This window comes from Saccharopolyspora sp. NPDC050389 (assembly GCF_040655595.1).
Lineage (GTDB): Bacteria > Actinomycetota > Actinomycetes > Mycobacteriales > Pseudonocardiaceae > Saccharopolyspora.
Genome location: NZ_JBFAKG010000068.1, coordinates 1 through 24,123 on the forward strand (window position 1 = coordinate 1; position 24,123 = coordinate 24,123).

Annotated in this window: 25 protein-coding genes; 19 read left to right on the top strand and 6 right to left on the bottom strand. The window is 69.9% G+C overall.

Translation table 11 applies throughout. The features are described 5' to 3' along the window. Positions 1–89 precede the first annotated feature (89 nt). From AB0I53_RS34130 to AB0I53_RS34145, 4 genes are read left to right on the top strand one after another with little or no spacing between them, the layout of a single operon-like run. Positions 90–1,214 (top strand): DegT/DnrJ/EryC1/StrS family aminotransferase, encoded by a 1,125-nt coding sequence (locus AB0I53_RS34130; protein ID WP_358612465.1) that lies wholly within the window; start codon positions 90–92, stop codon positions 1,212–1,214. 14 nt (positions 1,215–1,228) lie between these two features. Beyond that, entirely contained in the window at positions 1,229–1,966 is a 738-nt protein-coding gene (locus AB0I53_RS34135) for a class I SAM-dependent methyltransferase (protein WP_358612467.1), read from the top strand. Then, on the top strand, positions 1,963–2,574 hold the full coding sequence (locus AB0I53_RS34140) for a dTDP-4-dehydrorhamnose 3,5-epimerase family protein (RefSeq protein WP_358612469.1): 612 nt from the start codon (positions 1,963–1,965) through the stop codon (positions 2,572–2,574). The genes AB0I53_RS34135 and AB0I53_RS34140 overlap by 4 nt, the downstream gene beginning before the upstream one ends. Continuing rightward, complete coding sequence (locus AB0I53_RS34145; protein ID WP_358612471.1) at positions 2,567–3,544, top strand: NAD-dependent epimerase/dehydratase family protein; 978 nt, start codon at positions 2,567–2,569, stop codon at positions 3,542–3,544. Before AB0I53_RS34140 ends, AB0I53_RS34145 begins: the two co-directional genes overlap by 8 nt. A 2-nt stretch (positions 3,545–3,546) precedes the next feature. On the opposite strand, the gene AB0I53_RS34150 is transcribed toward AB0I53_RS34145, so the two are convergent. Further along, on the bottom strand, positions 3,547–4,668 hold the full coding sequence (locus AB0I53_RS34150) for a nucleotide disphospho-sugar-binding domain-containing protein (RefSeq protein WP_358612473.1): 1,122 nt from the start codon (positions 4,666–4,668) through the stop codon (positions 3,547–3,549). Positions 4,669–5,077: 409 nt separating this feature from the next. Here AB0I53_RS34150 and AB0I53_RS34155 point away from each other — a divergent pair, with 409 nt between their 5' ends. The 5 genes from AB0I53_RS34155 (at position 5,078) to AB0I53_RS34175 (ending at position 10,722) form a co-directional block, all read left to right on the top strand. Beyond that, positions 5,078–6,343 carry a beta-ketoacyl-[acyl-carrier-protein] synthase family protein gene (locus tag AB0I53_RS34155; protein WP_358612475.1) on the top strand — a complete coding sequence of 422 codons (1,266 nt, stop codon included), beginning with the start codon at positions 5,078–5,080 and terminating at the stop codon, positions 6,341–6,343. Next, the gene (locus tag AB0I53_RS34160; RefSeq protein WP_358612477.1) at positions 6,340–7,545 is read left to right on the top strand and encodes a ketosynthase chain-length factor; all 1,206 of its coding nucleotides are present in this window, start codon (positions 6,340–6,342) and stop codon (positions 7,543–7,545) included. The genes AB0I53_RS34155 and AB0I53_RS34160 overlap by 4 nt, the downstream gene beginning before the upstream one ends. Positions 7,546–7,559: 14 nt before the next feature. Beyond that, on the top strand, positions 7,560–7,805 hold the full coding sequence (locus tag AB0I53_RS34165; protein WP_358612479.1) for an acyl carrier protein: 246 nt from the start codon (positions 7,560–7,562) through the stop codon (positions 7,803–7,805). Positions 7,806–7,864: 59 nt separating this feature from the next. Beyond that, entirely contained in the window at positions 7,865–8,647 is a 783-nt protein-coding gene (locus tag AB0I53_RS34170) for a 3-oxoacyl-ACP reductase (protein WP_358612481.1), read from the top strand. 767 nt (positions 8,648–9,414) lie between these two features. Next, positions 9,415–10,722: a DUF222 domain-containing protein gene (locus AB0I53_RS34175; protein WP_358612483.1), complete on the top strand. Its 1,308-nt coding sequence runs from the start codon at positions 9,415–9,417 to the stop codon at positions 10,720–10,722. Positions 10,723–10,826: 104 nt separating this feature from the next. Here the strand turns inward: AB0I53_RS34175 and AB0I53_RS34180 are convergent, their stop codons facing one another. The 5 genes from AB0I53_RS34180 to AB0I53_RS34200 are packed head-to-tail and all read right to left on the bottom strand — an operon-like array spanning position 10,827 to position 16,048. Further along, a complete protein-coding gene (locus AB0I53_RS34180; RefSeq protein ID WP_358612484.1) occupies positions 10,827–12,035 on the bottom strand; it encodes a cytochrome P450 in 1,209 nt (402 codons plus the stop codon). Continuing rightward, positions 12,032–13,195: an acyltransferase gene (locus AB0I53_RS34185; RefSeq protein ID WP_358612486.1), complete on the bottom strand. Its 1,164-nt coding sequence runs from the start codon at positions 13,193–13,195 to the stop codon at positions 12,032–12,034. Before AB0I53_RS34185 ends, AB0I53_RS34180 begins: the two co-directional genes overlap by 4 nt. A gap of 45 nt (positions 13,196–13,240) precedes the next feature. Further along, positions 13,241–14,188: an aromatase/cyclase gene (locus tag AB0I53_RS34190; protein WP_358612561.1), complete on the bottom strand. Its 948-nt coding sequence runs from the start codon at positions 14,186–14,188 to the stop codon at positions 13,241–13,243. A gap of 52 nt (positions 14,189–14,240) precedes the next feature. Further along, positions 14,241–15,284 carry an LLM class flavin-dependent oxidoreductase gene (locus AB0I53_RS34195; RefSeq protein WP_358612488.1) on the bottom strand — a complete coding sequence of 348 codons (1,044 nt, stop codon included), beginning with the start codon at positions 15,282–15,284 and terminating at the stop codon, positions 14,241–14,243. A gap of 26 nt (positions 15,285–15,310) precedes the next feature. Beyond that, positions 15,311–16,048 (bottom strand): SDR family oxidoreductase, encoded by a 738-nt coding sequence (locus AB0I53_RS34200; RefSeq protein WP_358612490.1) that lies wholly within the window; start codon positions 16,046–16,048, stop codon positions 15,311–15,313. A gap of 113 nt (positions 16,049–16,161) precedes the next feature. Here AB0I53_RS34200 and AB0I53_RS34205 point away from each other — a divergent pair, with 113 nt between their 5' ends. From AB0I53_RS34205 to AB0I53_RS34250, 10 genes are read left to right on the top strand one after another with little or no spacing between them, the layout of a single operon-like run. Then, complete coding sequence (locus tag AB0I53_RS34205) at positions 16,162–17,268, top strand: ketoacyl-ACP synthase III family protein (RefSeq protein ID WP_358612492.1); 1,107 nt, start codon at positions 16,162–16,164, stop codon at positions 17,266–17,268. A gap of 5 nt (positions 17,269–17,273) precedes the next feature. After that, complete coding sequence (locus AB0I53_RS34210) at positions 17,274–17,510, top strand: acyl carrier protein (protein WP_358612494.1); 237 nt, start codon at positions 17,274–17,276, stop codon at positions 17,508–17,510. Next, positions 17,507–18,787: a beta-ketoacyl-[acyl-carrier-protein] synthase family protein gene (locus tag AB0I53_RS34215; protein WP_358612496.1), complete on the top strand. Its 1,281-nt coding sequence runs from the start codon at positions 17,507–17,509 to the stop codon at positions 18,785–18,787. Before AB0I53_RS34210 ends, AB0I53_RS34215 begins: the two co-directional genes overlap by 4 nt. Beyond that, complete coding sequence (locus AB0I53_RS34220) at positions 18,784–19,992, top strand: ketosynthase chain-length factor (RefSeq protein ID WP_358612498.1); 1,209 nt, start codon at positions 18,784–18,786, stop codon at positions 19,990–19,992. Before AB0I53_RS34215 ends, AB0I53_RS34220 begins: the two co-directional genes overlap by 4 nt. An 11-nt stretch (positions 19,993–20,003) precedes the next feature. Then, the gene (locus tag AB0I53_RS34225) at positions 20,004–20,264 is read left to right on the top strand and encodes an acyl carrier protein (RefSeq protein ID WP_358612500.1); all 261 of its coding nucleotides are present in this window, start codon (positions 20,004–20,006) and stop codon (positions 20,262–20,264) included. 8 nt (positions 20,265–20,272) lie between these two features. After that, the gene (locus AB0I53_RS34230; protein WP_358612502.1) at positions 20,273–21,142 is read left to right on the top strand and encodes an LnmK family bifunctional acyltransferase/decarboxylase; all 870 of its coding nucleotides are present in this window, start codon (positions 20,273–20,275) and stop codon (positions 21,140–21,142) included. Then, the gene (locus AB0I53_RS34235) at positions 21,139–21,375 is read left to right on the top strand and encodes a phosphopantetheine-binding protein (protein ID WP_358499215.1); all 237 of its coding nucleotides are present in this window, start codon (positions 21,139–21,141) and stop codon (positions 21,373–21,375) included. The genes AB0I53_RS34230 and AB0I53_RS34235 overlap by 4 nt, the downstream gene beginning before the upstream one ends. Beyond that, the gene (locus tag AB0I53_RS34240) at positions 21,375–22,604 is read left to right on the top strand and encodes a hydroxymethylglutaryl-CoA synthase (protein WP_358612504.1); all 1,230 of its coding nucleotides are present in this window, start codon (positions 21,375–21,377) and stop codon (positions 22,602–22,604) included. The genes AB0I53_RS34235 and AB0I53_RS34240 overlap by 1 nt, the downstream gene beginning before the upstream one ends. Before the next feature lie 41 nt (positions 22,605–22,645). Then, on the top strand, positions 22,646–23,332 hold the full coding sequence (locus tag AB0I53_RS34245) for an enoyl-CoA hydratase/isomerase family protein (protein WP_358612506.1): 687 nt from the start codon (positions 22,646–22,648) through the stop codon (positions 23,330–23,332). Further along, positions 23,329–24,114, top strand: coding sequence for a polyketide synthase (locus AB0I53_RS34250; protein ID WP_358612508.1), 786 nt, complete (start codon positions 23,329–23,331; stop codon positions 24,112–24,114). Before AB0I53_RS34245 ends, AB0I53_RS34250 begins: the two co-directional genes overlap by 4 nt. Positions 24,115–24,123: the final 9 nt, after the last annotated feature.

Consider the following 24,123-nt stretch of genomic DNA (forward strand, 5'->3'; position numbering starts at 1 on the left):
GGGGCGACCACTCCGGGCCGTCACCCCGGCTTCCGCCTAGTACTTACCACAAACGCCATCCAGGCGCCTGCACGAAAGAGGGTGCACTAGTGACCACCTATGTCTGGGACTACCTGCCCGAATACGAGGCGGAACGAGCCGACATCCTGGACGCGGTGCAGAAGGTGTTCGCCAGCGGCCGCCTCGTGCTCGGCGAGAGCGTCCAAGGCTTCGAGGCCGAGTACGCCGCCCACCACGGCGTCGCGCACTGCGTCGGCGTCGACAACGGCACCAACGCGGTGAAGCTCGCGCTGGAGGCGGTGGGCGTCGGCCGCGGCGACGAGGTGATCACGGTCTCCAACACCGCCGCGCCCACGGTCGTCGCCATCGACGAAACCGGCGCGACACCGGTGTTCGTCGACGTGCGCGCCGAGGACTACCTGATGGACACCGGCCTCGTCGAGGCGGCCATCACCCCGCGCACCAAGACGATCGTGCCGGTGCACCTGTACGGGCAGTGCGTGGACATGGCGCCGCTGCGGCGCCTCGCCGATCAGCACGGCCTGAAGATCGTGGAGGACTGCGCGCAGGCGCACGGCGCGCGCCACAACGGCGCGCTCGCGGGCACGATGAGCGACGCCGCAGCCTTCTCCTTCTACCCGACCAAAGTGCTGGGAGCCTATGGCGACGGCGGCGCGGTCATCACCGCCGAGGCCGAGGTGAACCGGGTGCTGCGCAGGCTGCGCTACTACGGCATGGAAGAGACCTACTACGTCGTGGCCACTCCTGGGCACAACAGCCGGCTCGACGAGGTGCAGGCCGAGATCCTGCGCCGCAAGCTGACCCGCCTGGACGACTACGTCGAGGGGCGCCGCAGGATCGCCCGCCGCTACGCCGAGGAGCTCGGCGACCTGTGCGGGCCCGGCGGCCTGGAGCTGCCTTCGGTGACCGAGGGCAACGAGCACGTCTACTACGTCTACGTGGTCCGGCACCCGCGGCGCGACGAGATCATCCAGCGGCTCAAGGACTGGCACGACATCTCGCTGAACATCAGCTACCCGTGGCCGGTGCACACCATGACCGGATTCGCCCACCTCGGCGTCGCCAGGGGATCGCTGCCGGTCACCGAGGCGCTCGCCGAGCAGATCTTCTCGCTGCCGATGTACCCGGCCATGCCGGAAGGCTTGCAGGACAAGGTGATCAGCGCGCTGCGCGAAGTGCTGCGCGAACTGTGAGGAAAGGGCCCGAGATGGCAACCGACACCGGAATCTACCAGCGCGCCGACATCTACCACGACTTCTACCACGGCCGCGGCAAGGACTACCGGGCCGAGGCCGCGCTGGTGCGCGACCTCGTCCGCGAGCGCACCCCGGACGCGGCGACCCTGCTGGACGTCGCCTGCGGCACCGGCGCGCACCTGCGGGAGCTGGCCGGCTCGTTCGGCGAGGTGGTCGGCGTCGACCTCGCCCCGGAGATGCTCGTCGTGGCCGAGCGGCACAACCCGGAGCTCCAGCTGCACCAGGGCGACATGCGCGACTTCCGGCTCGACCGCCGGTTCGACGCGGTGACCTGCATGTTCAGCTCGGCCGGCTACCTGCCCACCGCCGCGGACCTGGACCGCGCGGTGCAGAACCTCGCCGACCACCTGGCGCCCGGCGGCGTGCTGCTGCTGGAACCCTGGTGGTTCCCCGGGAACTTCATCTCCGGCTGGGTCGGCGCGGACGTGGTCACAGTGGACGGACGCACGATCGCCCGGGTCTCGCATTCGGTGCGCCAAGGCGACGCGAGCCGGATGGAGGTGCACTACACCGTCGCGGAGCGGGACACCGGCATCGAGCACTTCACCGACACGCACGTGATGACCCTGTTCGACCAGGATACCTACGAGGCCGCGTTCCGCCGGGCCGGGCTGACGCCCGAGTACGTCAAGCACGAGCTCGTCGCGCCCGGCATCTTCGTGGGCACCGCGGAAGGCGGCCGGGCATGAAGGTGCGTGAGCTCGGCATCACCGGCGCGTACGAGTTCACCCCGCAGGTCTTCGGCGACGACCGAGGCGCGTTCTCCTCACCGTTCCAGGAGCAGGCGTTCGGGGAGGCGCTGGGCAGGCCGCTGTTCCCGGTGGCGCAGGCCAGCAGCAGCCGCTCCCGGCGCGGCGTGGTGCGCGGAGTGCACTTCACCGCGCTGCCCAGGTCGATGGCCAAGTACGTCTACTGCGCCAGCGGGCGAGCGCTGGACTTCGTCGTCGACGTCCGGGTCGGCTCGCCCACCTTCGGGCGCGCGGAGGCCGTGGAACTCTCCGCGACCGAGTTCACCGCGCTGTACCTGCCGATCGGAGTGGGCCACCTGTTCGTCGCGCTGGAGGACGACACGGTGATGGTCTACCTGCTGTCGGCCGGATACGTCGCCGAGAAGGAACGCGCCGTGCACCCGCTGGATCCGCAACTGGGCCTGGCGATCCCGGACGGCCTCGACCTGCTGATGTCCGAACGGGACCGGAGCGCGCCCACGCTCGCCGCCGCCGCGGCCGAAGGCCTGCTCCCGGACTACGCCGCCTGCCGGGCGGCCGAGCTCGCGATGGAGAACACCGATGCCTGAACGCGACAAGCCGCTCGTCGTCGTGCTCGGCGCGTCGGGCTTCCTCGGCTCGGCCGTGACGGCGGCGTTGGCCGGGCGGCCGGTGCGGTTGCGGGCCGTCGCCCGCCGCGAGATCGCCGCACCTGCCGGTTGCACGGCAGATTTCGAGTCCTGCCAGGTGGATCTGACCGAACCGGGAGCGCTCGCCGAAGTGGTCGAGGGCGCTGCCGCGGTGTTCCCCTTCGCCGCGCAGATCCGCGGGGCGTCGGGTTGGCGGATCGCCGAGGACGACGTGGTGGCCGAGCGCACCAACGTCGGTGTGATCCGGGAACTGGCCGAAGTCCTGCACGGCCATCCCGCGCCGGTCGTGGTCTTCCCCGGTAGCAACACCCAGGTCGGCAAGCACGCCGAAGGCCGCCTGGACGGCACCGAGGAAGACCGTCCCGAAGGGACGTATGACCGGCAGAAGCTCGCCGCGGAGTGGATCCTCAAGGAGGCCACGGCGTCCAGCAGGCTCCGCGGCATCAGCCTGCGGCTGCCGCCGGTGTTCGGGCCGCCGGCGGCGGACACCGCGGATGACCGGGGAGTGGTGTCCACCATGATCCGCCGGGCGCTGGCCGGTGAGCCGCTGACCATGTGGCACGACGGAACAATCCGGCGCGACCTGCTGAACGTCTCCGACGCGGCCCGCGCCTTCGTCGCCGCCATGGACCACGCCGACGCGCTGGCCGGGCGGCACTACCTGATCGGCACGGGCAAGTCCGAACCGCTCGGCGACGTCTTCCGGATGATCGCCGGCGCCGTCGCGCGACACACCGGAGCAGATCCGGTGCCGGTGGTCTCCGTGCCTCCTCCGTCGCACGCGGACGGCACCGACTTCCGCAGCGTCGACGTCGACCCGTCCGCGTTCGTGGCGGCGACCGGATGGCAGTGCGAGACCCCGCTGGCGGCCGCGATCGAGCAGACCGCGGCCGCGCTGGCAGGCGGCTGAGCTCAGAGCTTCTCCAGCACTGCAACCACTTCGGCCGGGGTCGGTTGCGCGGCGATCTCGTCGCGCACCGACCCCGCTCGTTCCCGGTAGGACGGCGTGGTCAGGATCTCCGCCGCCGCGGCACCGAGCCGCTCCGGGGCCTGGTCGTCGCCCAGCAACGTGATCGCCGCCCCGCGCTCCGACATGCGGGCGCACGGCGGAACCATCTTGGGGATGTTCGGGATCAGCAGCTGCGGAACCCCGGCATGCAGCGCGTTGAGCGAGGTCTGCCCGCCGCCGTGGTGCAGGATCAGATCGCACGTGGTGAGCAGGGTGTCCAGCGGGAACCACCCGACCCGCACGTGCTCGCCGGCGCGCAGTTCGGTGGCGACCGCCTCCGGCGCGGCGATGGCGATCTCGACGTCGAGCGCGCCGAGGCTGCCGACGAGCTCCCGCAGGAACTTCAGGTCGGCCTCGTGGGCGACCCGGCTGCCCGCGGTCACGCAGACGCGCGGCCGGTCGCCGCGGCGGTACATCCACGGTTGCAGCGCGCGCTGCTGGTTGTACGGCACGAAGCGCATGTCCTGGCGCTGGCCCAGCCCCGGTGCGCGCAGGCTGGGCGGGCAGATGTCCACCCACAGATCGGCTTCCGGCAACTCGCTCAGCCCCAGCTCGGAGAGCTCCGCGGCGAGTTCCGCGGCCGCCCCGGCGTCGATCCCCGGCGGTTCGCCGAGATCCCACGTGTGGCGCACGAACGGCACACCGAGCTGCGCGGCGAGCAGCCCCGCGGCGTAGCAGAGCGAGCCGCCGACCACCAGGTCCGGACGCCAGTCCGTGACGAGCTCGCGGAGCGCGGGCAGGCTGGCGGCCGCCAACCGGCCGAAACCGCGCCCGTTGAAGAAGAGGCGCTCATCCGGGTCTTCGGGCAACGAGAGCTTGGCGCCGTCGCGGTCGGTGAACATGAACTCCAGCATCTTCCGGTCCGTGACCGGAACCGCTGGCAGGCCCGCCGCCGCGACGAACAACGTCATGTCCTCGGGCGAAGCCACGATGACCGTGTGACCGGCCAACCGGGCAGCGGTTGCCAACGGGGACAAGGCGAAGACGGTCGCAGGGCTGCCGCCGGTGAGGAAGAGGAACTTCACCGCGCCGAGAGTGGTTGCCGCGCCTCGAGGACCGCTGGATCCGCTGTGGAGCGTCCACCGCCAATAGAGCCTGTTTTCCAGGCTCGTTTTGCGTGACGGTGCGGGTGGCGGCCCCCTGCGGGAATTACGGTCGCCGTCTGGACTGTGGGATCCCCGATTTGTGTATGTCCAATACGCGGCTTCGGGGCTGTTCTCGCCAAGAATCCCGGCGGGGTGGCGCTGTTTGAGAACCCGCGGCGGTGCGAGTTGCGTAGGTGGGCTAAGCGGCTGCGCCGCTTCAAAACAATGCCCGTACCACCACGCCACAACCTCCCAAACCGCCTCAATAGCAGGTGTCGAGCTGTCCTCGAGCGGGCGTTGGCAACGTGGGCCAGCGAAGGCGCTGCGTCAAGGGAGGAACGGATATCCGATGTCCCGTCGTGTGGTGATAACCGGGATGGGGGTGCGCGCACCCGGCGGAGCGGGCACCGAGGGGTTCTGGGACCTGCTGACCTCGGGGCGCACCGCGACCCGCCGCATCAGCTTCTTCGACCCGGCGCCGTTTCGCTCGCAGATCGCCGGCGAATGCGACTTCGACGCCGGAGCCGAAGGCCTGAGCGCGCAACAGATCCGGCGGATGGACCGGGCCACGCAGCTCGCGGCGGTGTGCGCCCGGGACGCGGTCTCGGACAGCGGGCTCGAGGTGCCAGGACTCGACCCGCACCGGGTCGGGGTGAGCCTCGGCAGCGCGATCGCCGCCTCCACCAGCCTGGAGAACGAGTACCGCGTGCTCTCCGACTCCGGCCGCGACTGGGAGGTGGACCACCGCTACCTGTCGCCGCACATGTTCGACTACCTGACCCCGGGCGTGATGCCCGCGGAGATCGCCTGGACGGTCGGCGCCGAGGGGCCGGTGACGATGGTGTCCAACGGCTGCACGTCCGGCCTGGACGCGGTCGGCAACGCCGTCCAGCTCATCCGCGAGGGCACCGTCGACGTCATGGTCACCGGGGCCACCGACGCCCCGGTCACGCCGATCGTGGTGGCCTGCTTCGACGCGATCAAGGCCACCTCGCCGCGCAACGACGACCCGGAGCACGCCTCGCGCCCGTTCGACCTGACCCGCAACGGGTTCGTGCTCGCCGAGGGCGCCGCGATGTTCGTGCTGGAGAGCTACGAGCGGGCGCGCGCCCGGGGCGCCCACATCTACGCCGAGGTGAGCGGATATGCCAACCGCGCCAACGCCTACCACATGACCGGGCTGAAGAAGGACGGCCGAGAGATGGCCGACGCGATCCGCGACGCGCTCGACCAGTCGCGGCTGAATCCCGACGCGGTGGACTACGTCAACGCGCACGGCTCGGGCACCAAGCAGAACGACAGGCACGAGACGGCCGCCTTCAAGGACTCGCTCGGCGAGCACGCCCACCGGACGGCCGTCAGCTCGATCAAGTCGATGGTCGGGCATTCGCTCGGTGCGATCGGCTCGATCGAGATCGCGGCCTGCGCGTTGGCGATCGAGCACGGCGTGGTGCCGCCGACGGCGAACCTGCACGAAGCCGACCCCGAGTGCGACCTCGACTACGTGCCGCTGACCGCCCGCGAGCAGCGGGTGGACGCGGTGCTGAGCGTGGGCAGCGGGTTCGGCGGATTCCAGAGCGCGATGGTGCTCAAGCGGCCGGGAGGAGCGCGATGACCGCGACGGTGGTGACGGGTCTCGGGGTGGTGGCGCCCAACGGGCTCGGCGTCGAGGAGTTCTGGAAGGCCACAGTGGATGGTGGCAGCGGGATCGGCGAGATCACCCGCTTCGACGCCGCCAGGTACCCGGCGCGGCTGGCCGGGCAGGTGCAGGACTTCGTGGCCAAGGAGCACCTTCCCGCCCGGCTGCTGCCGCAGACCGACGTCTCCACGCAGATGGCCCTGGCCGCCGCCGACTGGGCGCTGACCGACGCCGCCGCCGACCCGGCCGCGCTGACCGACTTCGACATGGGAGTGGTGACCTCGAACGCCCTGGGCGGCTTCGAGTTCACCCACAAGGAGTTCCGCAAGCTGTGGTCCCAGGGGCCGCAGTACGTGAGCGTGTACGAATCGTTCGCCTGGTTCTACGCGGTCAACACCGGCCAGATCTCCATCCGGCACGGCATGCGCGGCCCCAGCAAGGCGCTGGTGGCCGAGCAGGCCGGCGGGCTGGACGCGATCGGCCACGCCCGCCGCACCATCCGGGGCGGCACCCGCCTGGTGCTCACCGGGGGAGTGGACTCGGCCTTCGACCCGTGGGGCTGGGTGTCCCACCTGTCCAGCGGCCGGGTGAGCCCGACCGCCTACCGGCCTTTCGCCGCGGACGCGAACGGCTACCTGCCCGGCGAAGGCGGGGCGATCCTGGTTCTGGAGAACGCCGACGCGGCCCGGGAGCGGGGAGCGGCCGGAGCGTACGGCGAGATCGCCGGGTACGCGTCCACCTTCGATCCGCCGCCCGGATCGCCGCGCCCACCTGGGCTGCGCCGCGCCGCCGAGCTGGCACTGGCCGATGCCGGGCTCGCACCGGACGAGATCGACGTGGTCTTCGCCGACGCGGTCGGCGTGCCGGAACTGGACCGGCGGGAAGCCGAGGCGATCGCCGGCGTGTTCGGGCCGGGCGGCGTGCCGGTGACCGCGCCGAAGGTGCTGACCGGGCGGCTGTTCTCCGGCGGCGGGCCGCTGGACGTGGTCGCGGCGCTGCTGTCCATGCGGGACGGAGTCATCCCGGCCACGGCGGGCGTCGACGAGGTTCCGGCGGACCGCCGGATCGACCTGGTCTGCGGGCAGCCGCGCTACCAGCAGGTGACCAACGCGCTCGTGCTTGCCAGGGGCAAATGGGGTTACAACGCGGCGATCGTCGTTCGCGCCGCGGCGCACTGAGAGGGAGAAGCACGATGAGCAACCCGATTACGCTCGACGACCTTCGCCGGATCCTGGCCGGCTGCGCCGGGGCCGCCGAAGACGTCGACCTCGACGGCAACATCCTGGATCTGACCTTCGCCGACCTCGGCTACGACTCGCTGGCCCTGATGGAGACCGCCGCGGTCATCGGGCGCGAGTTCGGAGTGGTGATCCCGGACGACGAACTTGCCGACCTGGAAACCCCGCGAGCGATGCTCGACCGGGTCGGCGCGGCTTGAAACCTTCTGGCGAATCGACCGGGCATTCCGGTCTGAAGTGGACGGACAGCGGAGGAAACATGGCTGAGGTCGACCAGGTGGCGCTCGTAACCGGAGCCACCAGCGGGATCGGACTGGAGATCACCAGGCGGCTGGCGAGCAGCGGCCGGCGCGTCTACATCTGCGCGCGCAACGCGGACACGCTCGCGAGCACCATCAAGTCCTTCCAGGACGAGGGGTTCGAGGTGGACGGGCAGACCTGCGACGTCACATCGCAGGCGGACATCAAGGCGTTCGTGAAGGCCGGCACCGAGCGCTTCGGACCGGTCGACATCCTGGTCAACAACGCCGGCCGATCCGGCGGCGGTGTCACCAAGGACGTGCCGGACGAGCTGTGGTTCGACGTGATCAACACGAACCTGAACAGCGTCTTCCTGATGACCAAGGAAATCCTGAACAACGGCGGGATGCTGGAGAAGGGCTGGGGGCGCATCATCAACATCGCCTCCACCGGCGGCAAGCAGGGCGTGATCCACGGGGCGCCGTACTCGGCCTCGAAGCACGGGGTGGTGGGCTTCACCAAGGCGCTCGGCCTGGAGTTGGCCAAGACCGGCGTCACCGTGAACGCCGTCTGTCCCGGGTTCGTCGAGACGCCGATGGCCGAGCGGGTTCGCGAGGTCTACTCCGGGATGTGGGACGTGCCCGTCGAGGAGGTTCGGGAGCGGGTCAACGCCCGGGTGCCCATCGGTCGGTACGTCGTTCCCGAGGAGGTTGCCGCCATGGTCGAGTACCTGGTTGGGCCCGGGGCCAACTCCGTTACCGCTCAGGCCTTGAACGTTTGCGGGGGGCTTGGGAACTACTGATCTCTTGGCTTCTCACCCCGGCGGCGCTCTTGGTGCCGTCGGGGTGTTTTGCTTTTTGGGGCTTCTGTTGGGGCTTCTGGGGGTCTTGGTTCGGGTTGTGGGGCTTCGGCTTGCGGTTTCGAGAGGGCCGGGACTTTTAGAGGTTCGGTTCTGGGTGGGGACATCCCCGCGGTTTGGTGGATTGTGGGGGCTGCGGTCCGGAGGTCAAGCCCGGCCTTGCGGCCGCCCCTTCGGGGGTGAACGGCTTGACATCCGAACCGCAGCCCCGTTCGGCTTCATATCGCGGGGATGGCCCGGTGTGGGACAGCCGTACGTCACGACCACGGGCTGCTGATCTTGTTGTGGCTGGTTCTTCTTCTGGTTGTGTGACGCCTTGTTTGGTGTTTGCCGGGCCGTCTTGCGTGGGCTTCGGTGGGGTGCGGGCTTCCGGTTTTTGCGATGGCTTGCGCTGATCGTTTGGTCTTGGTGGGGTCGCCTGGCGGCAAGGGGATCTTCGTGTCGTTGGGGTTGGCGGGGGGAGGAGCGGCGCTTGGTTGGGCTTGGCTTTTGCGAAAAATGCTTGTGTGTAAGGAAGTTTGGTCGAAATGATCACCTGATTGAGCGACCTATATTTGCTCGAAAACTCGTTCGACGCTTGGGATACTCGAAGCATGACACCGCTGATGAACACCTCTAGCTTGGCTCTCGGCCCCAGCGTCGATGCGGCCGTGAGCTCGGCTGTCGCCGTTGCTCCGGCTGTGTCGGTGGCTGTGGTCGGGGAGTCCGAGATGGGTGCTCGTTCGGCGGAGTCTTACACCGATGCCGAACTTGTTGGCGGCATTGCCGAAATCGAGCAGGCGATTCGCGCGGCCCGGATGGAACAGCTGCGGTTGATCGCCGAGGTCGAGCGTCGTCGCTTGTTCGTCGAGCAGGGCGCGCGGTCGATGAGCGTGTGGTTGCAAAGCCTGCTCAACGTCGATTCCCACGATGCCAAGACCCGAATCAGGGTCGCTGGCGACGTGCAGGAGACGAGTGCGGAGGACGGGCCGCAACTTCCGGACCTGCCTGCAACTGCGGCGGCCCTCACCGAGGGGGCCATTGGCCTGGAACATGCCAAGGTCATCTCGCAGTGCAAGCGAAACCTGCTCGAAAGCTCGCGCGGTCACGACCTGGCGAAGGTCGACGCCATCCTCGCCGACCACGCCACGCGAATGTGCCCGCGCGACCTCGCCAAGCTCGCCGACCGCATCCGCTACATGCTCGACAACGACGGTGCCCACCGAGACGAAGAAGCCCAATACGAGGCGCGGGAGCTGCACTACGCCACCGCCCGCGACGGAATGCTGGTGATCAAGGCGCGCCTGGACAGGGAAGCGGGAGCGAAGTTCGTCGAGGCCATTCGCCCGCTCTCCGCGCCCCGCCCGGAGGTGGACGGGCAGAAGGACCCGCGCACTACGGGACAGCGAAACGCGGACGGATTCGCGGCGATGGTCGACATCGTGCTCGACTCAGACCAGATGCCCCGCACGGGAGGCCAGCGACCCCACCTGAACGTCACGATCGACTTCGACGACCTCAAGCGCAACCTGCGGCAGGCGGCGAAGGAAGGCATGCCCGGCACGCTGGGAGCCACGGAGCAGTCCATCACGGCGGAGAACATCCGCCGCATCGCCTGCGACTGCGAGGTGCTGCCCACTGACCTCGGAGGTGGCAGCCTCCCCTTGGACGTGGGAATGTCCCAGCGAACGGCACCGACCCACATCCGAGCCGCCCTACTGCATCGAGACGGGGCGTGCGCCTTCCCGGACTGCGACCGGCCGCCGGGAACGCCCCAAGCGCATCAAATCGTGCACTGGGTGGACGGCGGCCCTACCGAGATCAACAACATGGTCATGACGTGCCCCCATCACCACAGGACGATCCACAACCAACACTGGAAGATAAAAATGAAAGAAGGCAGGCCTGTCTTCATCCCACCAACAAGCGTGGACAGAAGCAGAACACCCAGATCAGGAGGCAAAGCCCTGCCTGCTGCGTACCGGGAAAACCTCCGAGACCTGATCCCAACACCACGGGTCCCGGAGGGCACCCTCTGATGCCCACTCGCAGGCGGCACGACCCGACCGCGCCGCCCGCGAGCAACTAAACCACCGCACGTGTCCCAGCACCTTGAAAACTCAAGAGAGGAAACAAGAACAGGTCACCAGGAGACGAGAAGCTCCCGAGGCCCCCGGATCAGAGTGTCCTTACCACGCCAAGGAATCTCGGATGCGGGCAAAGCAAGGCGCAAAGCGGGGAAAGCGCGAAGAAGAGCCGTGAGAGCAACACGGAGCTCCATCCGAGCGAGCTGAGCGCCAAGGCAGTAGTGCGGCCCGAATCCGAAGGCCAGATGAGGGTTGTGGGGCCGATCCAGATCGAGGACGTCAGGAGCGGAGAAGACGTCCTCGTCGAAGTTGGCCGAGATCATCGCGGGAAAGCAGGTGTCGCCCTTGCGGATCAGGGTGCCACCGACGTCGATGTCCTCGGTCGCCACCCGGGGCATCGCCTCGCTACCGCCGAGGGGAACGAACCGCAGCAGCTCGTCCAGGGCGGTGTCGACGCGCTGCGGGTTAGCCACCAGGCCGGCCCACAGGTCGTTGACGAGCAGGGTGTGGATGATGTTGGCGATCTCGTTCGCGGTGGTCTCGTGCCCGGCCACCAGGATCGTCACGCCGAGGGTGACCAGCTCCTCCTCGGTGAGCCGGTCGTCGTCCTCGTCCCGGGCGGCGATCAGCTGGGACAGCAGGTCGTCCTGGGGTTCGGCCCGATGACGGGCGACGTGCTCCGCCAGGTACGTCGCCAGGCTGGTGGAGGCGTTCTCGATGTCCTCGGCGGACACACCGGCGCCGCCGAACACCAGCCCGGAGAAGCGCTGGAAGAAGTGCCGGTCCGCCACCGGAACCCCGAGCAGTTCGCAGATCACCGTGATCGGCAACGGCATCGAGAACAGCTCGACCAGATCGGCCGGCGCCCCGGCCGCGCGCACGTCGCCGATCAGGCCGTCGACGATCTGCTCGGTGCGGGGCCGCCAGCGTTCCACGTTCTTGCGGGAGAACGCCGCTGCGACCAGCCTCCTGAGCCGGGCGTGCTCGGGTGGATCCATCGCCAGCAGATCGCCGCCGCCTTCGGTCTTCCACGGCGTGGTGCGGGGAATGTCGGCGTCGACGGTGGCCGCGCGGGAGAACCGCGGGTCGCCGAGCACTGTCTTGACGTCCGCGTGCTTGGTCATCAGCCAGCCGTCACCGCCGTAGGGCAGCGTGATGCGCTGCACCGGGCATTTGGCGCGCAGTTCGGTGAACTCGGCCGGGACCGTCAGGCGGTGATCGTCCTCGAACGGGTACTTCATCGGCTGGTCCTCGGGCGTGGTCACGCTGGCTCCTGGATCTTCGAGTTCTGCGGCGGAACCTGCCTGGGTTTGCGCGGCGACCCGAACTTCCGCATCAGCGGGCGTTCGATGTACAGGAACATCGCGATGCCGAGCAGCTGCGTGACGACGAACAGCGCGAGCACGATCAGCAGGCCGGTCCCGACGCCGAACATCTCGTTCTCGCCCACCAGGTAGCGGGTCAGGCCGAGTGCCGGGAAGTGCACCAGGTACGCGGCGTAAGACGCGTTGCCGAGCAGCACCATCGGCTTGTTGTTCAGCCAGCTCGGCTTGTTCTGCAGGTCCCGCATCGCGATCACCGGCACGAACAGGCAGATCCCGATCGTCAGGATCCCGCTGATCCGGTACGTCGGCGGCAGCACGTACATCACCGCGCACAGCGGGATCGAGATCAGCGCCACCCACCACGCGTTGAGCCGCGGCCACCTCCCGGTCTGCACGATGCGGGCCAGGAACACTCCGAGCAGGAACTCCGTCATCCGGCTCAGCGGGAAGAAGTTGGTCAGGTACACCTGCGCGAAGGACATCTCGCCGCCGCCCCACAGCTCCCCGCCGACGAAGAAGTGCGTCACGGTGGGAATCGCGACGATCAGCGCCGCCACCCCGGCGAACCACGCCCACAGCCGGTCGTCCCGGATCCGCAGGATCGGCCGGATCAGCAGCGGCAGCGCCAAATAGAACAGGATCTCGCACGAGACCGACCAGTTCACCCCGTACACGCTGAACAGGTACTGCTCGTCCGGGATCCAGGTCTGCACGAGGAAGAGGTTCGCCAGGATCGGACCCGGCCCCACGCCCTCCAGGGTGCCCATCATCGACATCGGCCCGATCACCAGCAGCATCAGCAGCGTGGCGGCCCAGATGATGACGTGCCCCGGGTAGATCTTCACCACCCGCCGGCGCCAGAACCTGCCGATCGACGTGCGCCACGGCTCGCCCCAGGTCAGCACGAAACCGCTGAGCACGAAGAACGTCGCCAGCGCCGCGGTGCCGTAGGGGAGGATGGTGCCCAGTTCGTTGATCGTCTGGTCGGCGAAGAAGTATCCCGCCCCCAGCGCGTGGGTCAGGAACACGGCGACGAAGAGGATCGCGCGATAACCGGTCAGCGACGGCAGCTGCCGTATCGGCGGGGATTCAGCGGTCATTTTCCTACTCCTGATGTGTGTGAAAACCTCGCAGTCGCCGCGAAATCAGGCGAGTGACTCCCGGGCCCGCTCCAGCGTCGCCAGGCTGTTGCGCCGCAGCAGCTCGCGGACCTTCGTGCGGGCCTGCAGGATCGTGGTGCCCGCGCCGAAGTAGTCCTCGATCTCGGCCGGGGCGAGCGCGACCCGGTGGCGGGCCACCACGCGGACCCCGCCTTCGATCGGGCTGAGCAGCCACTCCCCGCAGTGCGCCTGAAGCGGACGCGGTACGGCGGTCTGCTTGTACAGGATGCGTTCGTGCGGGAAGCACAGCCGGATCGAGCGCGTGGTGTGGGTGCTGCCGTCATGCCCCTTGGTGGTCATCGCCATCGTCTGCACCTCCGCGCCGCCGGTGAGCTCGGAGGCCTCGACGGTCTCCAGATCGAGTTCGGTGACGTGCGGCAGCCGGCTCGGCCACAGGTCGGATCGGTGCAGGAAGTCGTAGACCGCCGACGCCGACGCGGGGATGGCGACCTCATCGCTGAACGCGAATACCAGGCCGTCGAAGTCCGCGCCGTACTCCGCCCAGGTCCGCACCGCGGCGGTCTCGGCGTTGCTGTTCTGGTCCAGCGCGTCGGCGGCCCACCGCTCGGCTTCCGGCGTGGGATCGCTGAGCGACCAGTGGTGGGCGAGCACCAGCCGGCCGCCGTCCACCCGCCAGCTGCCGCCCATCGACGCCAGCGGCGGCTTGCTGTTCTCCTGCTCGAAGTCGATCCGCGGCGCGGCCGGATCCAGCTCGCGGCGGGAAGTCCAGCTGCGCACCGAGTCCCCGGTCCGGGCCCACAACCGGATGCGGTCGAAGTCGGGTCCGTGGTCGAGGACCTCGGCGTGCACGCAGGGCGCGAACATCAGCGGCCAGCGCGTCACGTCCGCGATCAGGTCGTACACCCGGGAAGGCAGGGCGTCGATCGGGGTTTCGTGCTCGACGTGGTTGACGGAGATCTCGGTGTCGGTCATGGTCACCGAGACTTCCGCAGCCCGCTCGAGCGGACCTCAAGGTGCCGTCGAATCATCCCGCCGCACCGGACAGTTCGAGCGCTTCCGCGGCCTTCCGGAGGATGTGCAGCCGCCCGTCGAGCGTGGTGTCGTTGGCCGACACCATGATGCTGAGCACCGTCACCCCGGCTTCGGCGAAGGCCTGCATCCGTTCGGCGATGCGGCCGAGCGGGCCGATCAGCGCGGTGCGGTCGATGAACTCCAGCGGGATCGCCGCCGCGGCGCCCCGCCGGTCGCCGCTCATCAGGCGCTCCCGGAATTCGGTGATCTCCCGCTCGAATCCCATGGTCCGCGCGAGTCCGCAGTAGAAGTTGTCCGCCGGGTCGCCGACGCCGAGCAGGAACAGGTAGTGCCCGCGCAGCGCGTCGGCCGCCGCTGCGATGTCGGTGCCGTCCTCGGCCACCTGCATCGCCACGAACGGCACGACCTCGAAGCCGGTCATGTCCAGCCCGGCCCGGTCGCGCCCGATGCGGATCTCGCCGATCGACTTCGCGACGTGCTCCGGCGTGGTGAACCCGCTCAACCAGCCGTCGGCGAGCTCCCCGGCCAGCTGCAGGCTCTTCGGGCCGACACCGGCCAGGTACAGCGGGATCTGGGTGCTCGGCCGCTCGGTGAACAGGTGCAGCGGCGCGTCTTCCTTGCCCCACGCGGGCAGCGCGAAGTGCTCGCCCGCGTAGCGCACCGGCCCGCCCTGCATGGCCTTGCGCACGATCTCCACGTACTCGCGGGTCCGGGCGAGCGGGTTGTCGAACCGGACGCCGTACCAGCCGTCCGAGACGTGCGGGTTGGACACGCCGAGCCCGAGCCGGAACCGGCCGCCGCTGAGCGAATCGAGCGTGGCCGCGGTGAGCGCGGCGGTTCCCGGCGGCCGCGCCGGGATCTGCATGATCCCGGAGGCCAGGCCGATGCGTTCGGTCTGGCCGGCGACCAGCCCGAGCACGCTGGGCGCGTCGGCGCGGTAGCCCTCGGCGGCGAGCACGAGGTCGTAGCCGAGCTGTTCGGCTTCCCGCGCCAGTTTCCCGGCACCCTGGTAGACGAGATTCGCGCCGAGGCGCATGGCGTTTCCCTTCCGTCGTCGGTAGTTCAGAGCAGGTGTGCGCCGCCGTCGACGAGCAGCACCTGACCGGTGGTGTAGGTCGAGTTGATGAGGGAGTGCAGGGCCTCGGCGACGTCGTCGGGCCTGCCGACGCGGCGCAGCGGCGTCGTGTCCCGGACCTGTTCGACGATGGGCTTGAAGAAGTCCTTGCCCTGGATCCACGGCGTCTCGATCAGCCCGGGGGCGACCGCGTTGACCCGGACGTCCGGGCCGACCGCCTTGGCCAGCAACCGGGTCATGTGCTCGATCGCGGCCTTGCTGACCGCGTAGGGGATCGAGCTGCCCGCGGGGCGGCTGCCGGCGATCGAGGAGATGTTGACGACCACGCCGTTCCCGCTGTCCCGCAACGCCGGCATCGCGGCGACCGTGGTCTGCCAGGTGCCGAACACGTTGACCCCGAAGATCTCCCGCCACACCGCGAGATCCGCGGCCTCCAGGTCGTGGTGCGGGATCGGCCGCGACGTTCCGGCGTTGTTGACCAGGACGTCCAGCCGCCCGAAGCGCTCGACGGTCGCGTCCACCAGCTGCCGGGCCTCGTCCTGCTGCGCGATGTCGGCGCGCAGGTACACCGCACCGGGCAGGGTGGCGGCCAGTTCCTCGCCGGCCTCGACCGACCGCGCCGAGTTGATCACGACCCGCATGCCGTCGGCCGCGAGCTTCCTGGCCACCTCGGCGCCGATGCCGGACGACGATCCGGTTACCAGCGCGACTCGTTCCTCGCTCAACACGATCCTCCAATGTGGGCTCCGCTTGCCTGGGCGAGGCTGGCGCGCACGGTTCGAGATCTGCTAGAGCGGGGCTCCAGCCGGGGTCCACAGTGCGCGGTCAGGCTTCGCGGATGCGTTGGGACGAAATCTTTTTGCGGGCCTGTGCGAGCTGGCTGCCGCCCGCGATGCCCGCGGCGGAGGCGGTCTCGCGCGGGCTGGTCGAGGCGGAGGCGGTGCGGCGGGCGCAGGTAACCGGGGTCACCGTGGCCGAGGAATCCCCGCCGGACATGGCGGTGGCCGCCGCGACGGAGGCGTTGGCGCGCTCCGGTTGCACTCCCGGCGAGATCTCTTTGGTCCTGCACGCCTGCTCGTACCACCAGGGCCACGACATGTGGGCGCCCGCGTCTTATGTGCAGCACAACGCGGTCGGCAACCAGTGCCCGGCGATCGAGCTGCGGCAGACCTCCAACGGCGCCATGGCCGCGCTCGAACTCGCCGCCGCGCACCTCACCGCGACGGGCGGCCGCGCGGCGCTGCTGACCACGGCGGACCGGTTCTGCGCGCCGGGCATCGACAGGTGGCGGTCGGATCCGGGCACGGTGTTCGCCGACGGCGCGACCGCGGCGGTGCTGGCGCGGGGTTCCGGCTTCGCCCGGCTGCGTTCGCTGGTGTCGGTGGGAGAACCGGAACTGGAGCGCATGCACCGCGGCGACGACCCGTTCGGCCCGGCGCCGCTGTCGGCCCGAACCCCGATCAGCATCGACGAGACCACCCGGGCGTTCCTGCGCAGCCCGGCCGGGCAGCGGTCGGTCGTGCTGATGGCCGAGCGGCACACCGAATCGGTTCGGCGCGCGCTCGACGAGGCCGGAGCGACGCTGGCCGAGGTCGACTGGTTCGTGCTGCCGCACTTCGGGCGGCGGCGGCTGGACGTCAACTACTTCCGCCGCTTCGGCATCGACCCGGACCGGTCGCTGTGGTCGTGGAGCCGCGGCGTGGGGCATCTCGGTGCGGGCGACCAGTTCGCCGGTGTCGCGCACCTGGTGGAAAGCGGCCGGGCGCGGCCGGGGCAGTTGGTGGCGCTGCTCGGCGTGGGTGGCGGGTTCACCTGGTCGGCGGCGGTGCTGGAGATCGTCGAAGCGCCGCAATGGCGACCGCAGGAGCACCACCGGAGCTCGAGCGCGTCTGTAGCGCGGGATCGCAAAGTCGACTGTGCACAGCGCACGGAACTGGAGGGCTGAGCCACATGACCATCGACGATCTCCGGAGAATTCTCACGGAATGCGCCGGTGCGGACGAGAACGTCGATCTGCACGGCGACATTCGTGACACGCCGTTCGCCGACCTCGGCTACGACTCGCTGGCCCTGATGGAGACCGCGAGCCGGATCAAGCAGGAGTTCGGCATCGAGATCTCCGACGAGGAGATCGCGGTCATCGAGACGCCCCGGCTACTGCTCGATCTGCTTGCCAAGTCGGCATGAGCGCACAAGGCGAACGACGCGCGGTGATCACCGGGATCGGGGTGGTGGCCCCGGGCGGGGGCAACACCAAGGAGTTCTGGGATCTGCTCACCGCCGGCCGCACCGCGACCCGGCGAATCACCGCATTCGACGCGAGTTCCTTCCGCTCCCAGGTCGCGGGCGAATGCGACTTCGACCCGGCCGAGCACGGCCTGACGCACCGGCAGCTGCGCCGGATGGACCGCGTCACCCAGTTCGCGATCGTGTGCGCGCGCGAGGCCATCGGCGACAGCGGGCTGGAGCTCGACGCGGTCGATCCGGGAGGCCTCGGGGTGAGCGTCGGCAGCGCGGTCGGCGCGGCCACCAGCCTGGAGCAGGAGTACCTGGTGCTCTCCGACACCGGGCGGAACTGGTTGGTGGACCACGAATACGCGTCACCGCACCTGTTCAACCACCTCACGCCGACGACCATCGCGACCGAGCTCGCCTGGGAGGTCGGCGCGGAGGGCCCGGTCGGGTTGCTGTCCACCGGCTGCACGTCGGGGATCGACGCGGTCGGCTACGCCCATCAGCTCATCGCCGAGGGCGGCGTGGACGTGATGCTGGCCGGGGCGACCGAGGCCGCGGTGTCCCCGCTGGCCGCGGCCTGCTTCGACGCGATCAAGGCGACGACGCCGCGCAACGACGACCCGGAGCACGCCGCGCGGCCGTTCGACCGCACCCGCAACGGGTTCGTGCTCGCCGAAGGCGCGGCCATGTTCGTCGTCGAGGAGTACGAGCACGCGCGCAAGCGCGGCGCGCGGATCTACGCCGAGATCGGCGGATACGCGACGCGCTGCAACGCCTACCACATGACCGGGCTGCGGGTGGACGGCCGGGAGATGGCCGAGGCGATCGGCGCGGCGCTGGACGAGGCGCGGATGCCCACCACGGACATCGACTACGTCAACGCGCACGGCTCGGGCACGAAGCAGAACGACAGGCACGAGACGGCCGCCTTCAAGCGCGCGCTCGGCGAACACGCCTACCGGACACCGGTCAGCTCCATCAAGTCGATGATCGGGCACTCGCTCGGTGCGATCGGCTCGATCGAGATCGCGGCCTGCGCGTTGGCGATCGAGCACGGCGTGGTGCCGCCGACGGCGAACCTGCACGAGAAGGACCCGGAGTGCGACCTCGACTACGTGCCGCTGGTCGCCCGTGATCACGAGGTCGGTGCCGCGCTCACGGTGGGCAGCGGCTTCGGTGGCTACCAGAGCGCGATGGTGCTGCGGAAGTGGCGAGGAGTCCAGTCATGACAGCGGTTTTCACCGGACTGGGCGTGGTGGCGCCCAACGGGATGAGCGCGGAGGAGTTCTGGTCGGCGACGCTGGAGCAGCGCAGCGGCATCGCCGAGCTGGAGCGGTTCGACGCGACGCGCTACCCGGCCGGGCTCGCCGGGCAGGTCCGGGACTTCAAGCCCGAGCAGTTCCTGTCCAGCCGGCTGCTGCCGCAGACCGACCGGGTCACCCGGCTCGCGCTGGTCGCGGCGGACCAGGCGCTGGCCGACGCCGAGGTGGACACGAAGTCCTTCGTGGACACCGAGCTGAGCGTGATCAGCTCCAACGCCACGGGCGGCTTCGAGTTCACCCACCGGGAGATCCAGAAGTTGTGGACCAAGGGGCCGGAGCACGTCAGCGTGTACGAGTCCTTCGCCTGGTTCAACGCGGCCAACACCGGGCAGATCTCCATCCGGCACGAGATGCGCGGCCCGGGCAGCGTGGTGGTCGCGGAGCAGGCCGGCGGGCTGGACGCGGTGGCGCACGCGCGACGGGTCGTCCGCGACGGCGTCCGACTTTCGGTGACGGGAGGCGTCGAATCCTCCTACGACCCTTGGGGCTGGGTGTCCCACCTGGCCACCGGCCGGATCAGCACCACGCCCGACCCGCGCCGGGCCTTCCTGCCGTTCGACGCCGCGGCGTCCGGCTACGTGCCGGGCGAGGGCGGGGCGTACCTGGTCCTGGAGGACGAGCGGTCGGCCCGCGAACGCGGGGCGCCCCAGGTGTACGGGGAACTGGCCGGCCACGCGGCGACGTTCGACCCTAAGCCGGAGTCCGGGCGGCCGCCGAGCCTGGCGCGGGCCATTCGACGCGCCCTGGCGGACGCGGGTCTGGAACCCGGCGAGGTCGACGTGGTCTTCGCCGACGCCGCCGGGATTCCCGAGCTCGACCAGGCCGAGGCCGCCGCCATCACCGAGGTGTTCGGCCCGCACGCGGTTCCGGTCAGCGCGCCCAAGGCGCTGGTCGGCAGGCTCTACGCGGGCGGCGGTCCGCTCGACCTGGCGTGCGCCCTGCTGGCGTTGCGCGACGGCGTCATCCCGGCCACCGCGCACACCGCGGACGTGCCGCCGGAGTACGGGCTCGACCTCGTGCTCGGCGAGCCGCGGGCCGTCCCGCTGCGAACCGCGCTCGTGCTCGCGAGGGGCAACGGCGGCTACAACTCGGCCATCGTCATTCGCAAGTGAAGGAGAGGGAAGTGCCCGTTTCGTTGGATGCAGCCACCATCCGTGACGAGTTGCGCTCGCACCTGGCGGAGGTCCTCTACGTTGAGGTCGCCGAGGTCGAGGACGACGCGACGTTCCAGGACCTCGGCCTGGACTCGGTGCTGGGCGTCGAGCTCGTCTCGGTCATCAACGCCAAGTACGGCCTCAGAGAGGTCGTCGACGCGGTCTTCGACCACCCGACGCTGGACCGGCTCGCCGACTACGTCCGCGAACGCGCGGCCGAGGCGGCATGATCCGCCAGGTGACGATCACGCCGCACATGTGCGGCGGCAGCTCGTCGATCTTCGCGCAGCTCGGGGACTGGACCTGGGAGGCGGTCGCGGCCGACTGCGGGACCAACGTCTACGACGCGCGCACCGCCGACGGCGACCCGGCCTACTTGTCGTTCTACTACTTCCACGTGCGGGGCAGCGCGGAGCGGCACCCGCACGGGCTCACCTTCGGCGACGAGCTGACGGTGTCCTCGAAGGTGTTCGACTTCGGCGGCGAGTCGGTGCTGACGCTGCACCGGCTGTCCACTGCGGACGATGAGATCGATCCGGTCGAGTTCTACGAGAATCCTCGGCCGGACGGCATCTACGTGCAGAACTTCAACCGCTGGATCTCCCGCTCACGGCCGGGCAGCAACGAGGAGCTCGTGCGCTCCGCGCCGCCGGACTTCCGGCACGAGCACCTGCCCCCGCTGCCGCCGCAGTACTCGCCGCGCGGAATCGCTTCCCGGGCGCGGAAGAACGGCACCTTCCACCCGTCGGGCGTACCCGGCCACACCCTGGCCGAGACGTTCGAGACGACCTACGAACTCGACGTCGTGCACGACTTCAACGGAGTCGGGCTCGTCTACTTCGCGTCGTACTTCTCCATCATCGACACCGCGCTGCTGCGCCTGTGGCGGCGGCTGGGCCGCAGCGACCGGCAGTTCCTCGCCAGGCGGGTGCTGGACCACAAGCTCGGCTACTTCGGCAACGCCGACCTCGATTCCCGGCTGAGCATCGCGATCCGGTTGTGGCGGGACGATTCCGGCCGGGAGGTCGCCGACGTCGCGGTCAGGGACGCCGGGTCCGGCCGGCTGCTCGCGGTGTCCGCGATCAGCCTTCTCGTGGAGGAAGCATGAACCAAGTCGAGCAGGCCGTGCGGGCGGCGATCGTCGAGATCCTGCCCGACCTGCCCGCCGCCGAGATCACCCGGGACAAGAGCCTCCGCGACCTCGGCGCGGATTCGGTGGACCGGGTGGAGATCATCAGCCTGCTGCTGCACCGGCTGGAGCGGGCGGAACCGATCTCGAACTTCGCGCACATCCCGGACATCGGGGCCCTGATCGAGCACCTGAGCGGAGGGAGCAGCTGATGGCGGGCGTCGGCATCGACGGCCTCAACGCCTACTGCGGGTTCGCGCGACTCCCGGTGCGGGCGTTGTTCGAAGGCCGCGGCCTGGACACCGACCGGATCGGCAACCTCGGGCTCGAACACCGCTCGGTACTGCTGCCGTGGGAAGACCCGGTCACCAACGCGGTCAACGCGGCCAAGCCGCTGGTGGACGCACTCGGCGACGCGGCGGAGGACATCGAGCTGCTCGTCACCTCCACCGAGTCCGGTGTGGACTTCAGCAAGTCGATCGCCTCCTACGCGCACCGCTACCTCGGCCTGTCCCGGCGCTGCCGGATCATGGAGGTCAAGCAGGCCTGCTACGGCGCGACGGGAATGCTGCAGCTAGCGGCCGGATACCTCGCAGGGCAGGCGAATCCGCGGGCCCGGGCGCTGGTCGTGGCCACCGACATCAGCCCGATGGACGAGCGCGCGAAGTACGCCGAACCGACGATGGGCAACGGCGCCGTCGCGGTGCTGCTGTCGGCCGATCCGCGGGTGCTGGCGCTGGACGCCGGCCGCAACGGGCTGCACAGCTTCGAGACGATGGACACCGCACGGCCCGCGCCGGACTTCGACTACGTCGACGCCGACCTCTCGCTGCTGAGCTACCTGGAGTGCCTCTCGGGCAGCTACGCCGACTACCGCCGGCTGGCGCCGGGCACCGGCTTCGCCACCACCTTCGACCACCTGGTGATGCACACGCCGTTCCCCGGCATGGTGAAGGCGGCGCACCGCAAGCTGATGCGCGAGGCCGCACCGGGCCCGCCGAAGGCGATCGAAGCGGACTTCGCCCGCCGCATCGGCCCGTCCCTGATCTACCCGCGCACGGTGGGCAACCTGTGCTCGGGTTCGATTTACCTGGCGTTGGCGAGCCTGATCGACAACGTCTCGGCGGAGGGCACCAGGGTCGGGCTGTACTCGTACGGTTCGGGCTGCGCGAGCGAGTTCTTCAGCGGCGTCGTCCAGTCCGGTGCCGGCCGGGAGCTGGCGTCCGTGGGCATCGCGGACCGGGTGCGCAGCCGGCGGGAGATCTCCTTCGCGGAGTACGAGAAGCTGCTGCCGTGGGCCCGCGAATGCCTGCTGCCGCGACAGCACCTGCGCACCGACCTGTCCACATGGGACGAGTTCGCGGAACCGTCGCGGGTGCACGGCCCGGTGCTGGTGCTGACCGGCATCGAGAACTACCACCGGAGCTACGAGTGGCGGTGAACGCGGTGTCCGTGGACACTTCGCGGCCACCGGTAGTGCGCGTGACGCTTTCCAGCCCCAGCACCGGAAACCGCCTGGACGATCCGCTGCTCGTGGAGCTTTCCGCCGCGCTGACCGAAGCCGAGGCCACCCCGGGCGCACGGGCGCTCGTGCTGGATGCCGCCGGGGACGCGTTCTGCGCCGGAATGGCGCTGGACGGGCTGGAAAGCGCCTGGCGCCAGCGGATCGAGGCGATCGGCGAACTGCTCGCCCGGCTCACCGCGTCGCCGCTGGTGACGATCGCGCTCGTGGACGGCGCGGCGATGGGCGGCGGCGTCGGCTTGGCGGCGACCTGCGACCAGGTCATCGCCGGGCCGCGAGCCGAGTTCAGGATGACCGAGGTGCTGCTGGGACTGCTTCCCGCGACCATCCTGCCGGTGGTGGCCAGGCGGATCGGCGCGCACCGCGCCTACGGACTGGCGTTGACCGCGCGCGAGGTGCCCGGCCCGGAAGCGGTCAGGCTCGGGCTGGCCGACGCCACCGGCGGTGAGGACGAGCTGCGCCGCGTCCTGCGGCGGCTGCGCGCGGCCGACCCGGAAGCGCTGGCCGCGCTCAAGGCGTACTACGCGGAACTCTTTCCCCCGCTGCCGCGGGAAGAACTCGTCGTGGAAGTCCTCGGCCGTCGGCTGGCGGATGCCCAGGTCCACCAGCGGATCGCCGGATTGCGGAACCAGGGGTTGATCCCGTGAACACTGCTGTTGTCGTCGACGTGGCGGCGCCGGTGGCGACGATCCGGCTGGCCGACTCGGCCGGGCGCAACCGGCTCTCCGTCGAGCTGCGCACCGAGGTCATCGCCGCGCTGCGGGAGGTGGCCGCCGATCCGGCGGTGCGGGCCGTCGTGCTGGCCGGCCTGCCCGACATCTTCTGCGCGGGCGCGTCCGCCGAGCAGATGCTCGGCACGCGCGAACAGCGGATCGTCGCGATGTGGGAGTTCCTGAGCGCGGTGATCGACTGCCCGGTCCCGGTGGTCGCCGCCGCGCGGGGCCACGCGCTGGGCGGCGGTTTCCTGCTCGCGCTCTACTGCGATGTCACCGTGCTCAGCGGACGTTCCCGGTACGCGGCGAACTTCCTGACCTTCGGGTTCACCCCGGTGCTCGGCGCAACCCACCTGCTGCCGGCCAAGCTGGGCCAGGCGCTGGGCACGGAGCTGCTGTACGCGGGCCAGAGCTACCGCGGCGGGGAGCTCGCCGAGCGCGGGGCCGGCGTGCGAGTGACGGCGCACGAAGAGGTCGAAGCCGAGGCGCAGCGGCTCGCACTGCGGATCGCCCAGGCGCCGCGCGATGCCGTCGAGCGGCTCAAGGCGCAGCTGCGCGAGCAGGCCCGCGCAGCGGCGGAAACCGCGCTGGCGCGGGAGGTTCCGGACCACGAGGCGACGATCGGCAGCGCCGAGGCCCGTCGCCGGATCCAGGGCCTGCACGGCGAGCGGCTCGCGGCCCGAAGCGGCCGCACCAGGTTCACGGACGAGAGCTGAGGTTGTTCC

What these genes read in the sequence shown, in the direction of transcription:
- AB0I53_RS34170 (WP_358612481.1), top strand. Translation starts at nt 7,865, where the DNA reads ATGGCTGAGGTCGACCAGGTGGCGCTCGTAACCGGAGCCACCAGCGGG.
- AB0I53_RS34175 (WP_358612483.1), top strand. Translation starts at nt 9,415, where the DNA reads ATGGGTGCTCGTTCGGCGGAGTCTTACACCGATGCCGAACTTGTTGGC.
- AB0I53_RS34215 (WP_358612496.1), top strand. Translation starts at nt 17,507, where the DNA reads ATGAGCGCACAAGGCGAACGACGCGCGGTGATCACCGGGATCGGGGTG.
- AB0I53_RS34235 (WP_358499215.1), top strand. Translation starts at nt 21,139, where the DNA reads ATGAACCAAGTCGAGCAGGCCGTGCGGGCGGCGATCGTCGAGATCCTG.
- AB0I53_RS34220 (WP_358612498.1), top strand. Translation starts at nt 18,784, where the DNA reads ATGACAGCGGTTTTCACCGGACTGGGCGTGGTGGCGCCCAACGGGATG.
- AB0I53_RS34205 (WP_358612492.1), top strand. Translation starts at nt 16,162, where the DNA reads ATGCGTTGGGACGAAATCTTTTTGCGGGCCTGTGCGAGCTGGCTGCCG.
- AB0I53_RS34145 (WP_358612471.1), top strand. Translation starts at nt 2,567, where the DNA reads ATGCCTGAACGCGACAAGCCGCTCGTCGTCGTGCTCGGCGCGTCGGGC.
- AB0I53_RS34210 (WP_358612494.1), top strand. Translation starts at nt 17,274, where the DNA reads ATGACCATCGACGATCTCCGGAGAATTCTCACGGAATGCGCCGGTGCG.
- AB0I53_RS34135 (WP_358612467.1), top strand. Translation starts at nt 1,229, where the DNA reads ATGGCAACCGACACCGGAATCTACCAGCGCGCCGACATCTACCACGAC.
- AB0I53_RS34140 (WP_358612469.1), top strand. Translation starts at nt 1,963, where the DNA reads ATGAAGGTGCGTGAGCTCGGCATCACCGGCGCGTACGAGTTCACCCCG.
- AB0I53_RS34190 (WP_358612561.1), bottom strand. Translation starts at nt 14,188, where the DNA reads ATGACCGACACCGAGATCTCCGTCAACCACGTCGAGCACGAAACCCCG.
- AB0I53_RS34160 (WP_358612477.1), top strand. Translation starts at nt 6,340, where the DNA reads ATGACCGCGACGGTGGTGACGGGTCTCGGGGTGGTGGCGCCCAACGGG.
- AB0I53_RS34155 (WP_358612475.1), top strand. Translation starts at nt 5,078, where the DNA reads ATGTCCCGTCGTGTGGTGATAACCGGGATGGGGGTGCGCGCACCCGGC.
- AB0I53_RS34165 (WP_358612479.1), top strand. Translation starts at nt 7,560, where the DNA reads ATGAGCAACCCGATTACGCTCGACGACCTTCGCCGGATCCTGGCCGGC.
- AB0I53_RS34240 (WP_358612504.1), top strand. Translation starts at nt 21,375, where the DNA reads ATGGCGGGCGTCGGCATCGACGGCCTCAACGCCTACTGCGGGTTCGCG.
- AB0I53_RS34195 (WP_358612488.1), bottom strand. Translation starts at nt 15,284, where the DNA reads ATGCGCCTCGGCGCGAATCTCGTCTACCAGGGTGCCGGGAAACTGGCG.
- AB0I53_RS34185 (WP_358612486.1), bottom strand. Translation starts at nt 13,195, where the DNA reads ATGACCGCTGAATCCCCGCCGATACGGCAGCTGCCGTCGCTGACCGGT.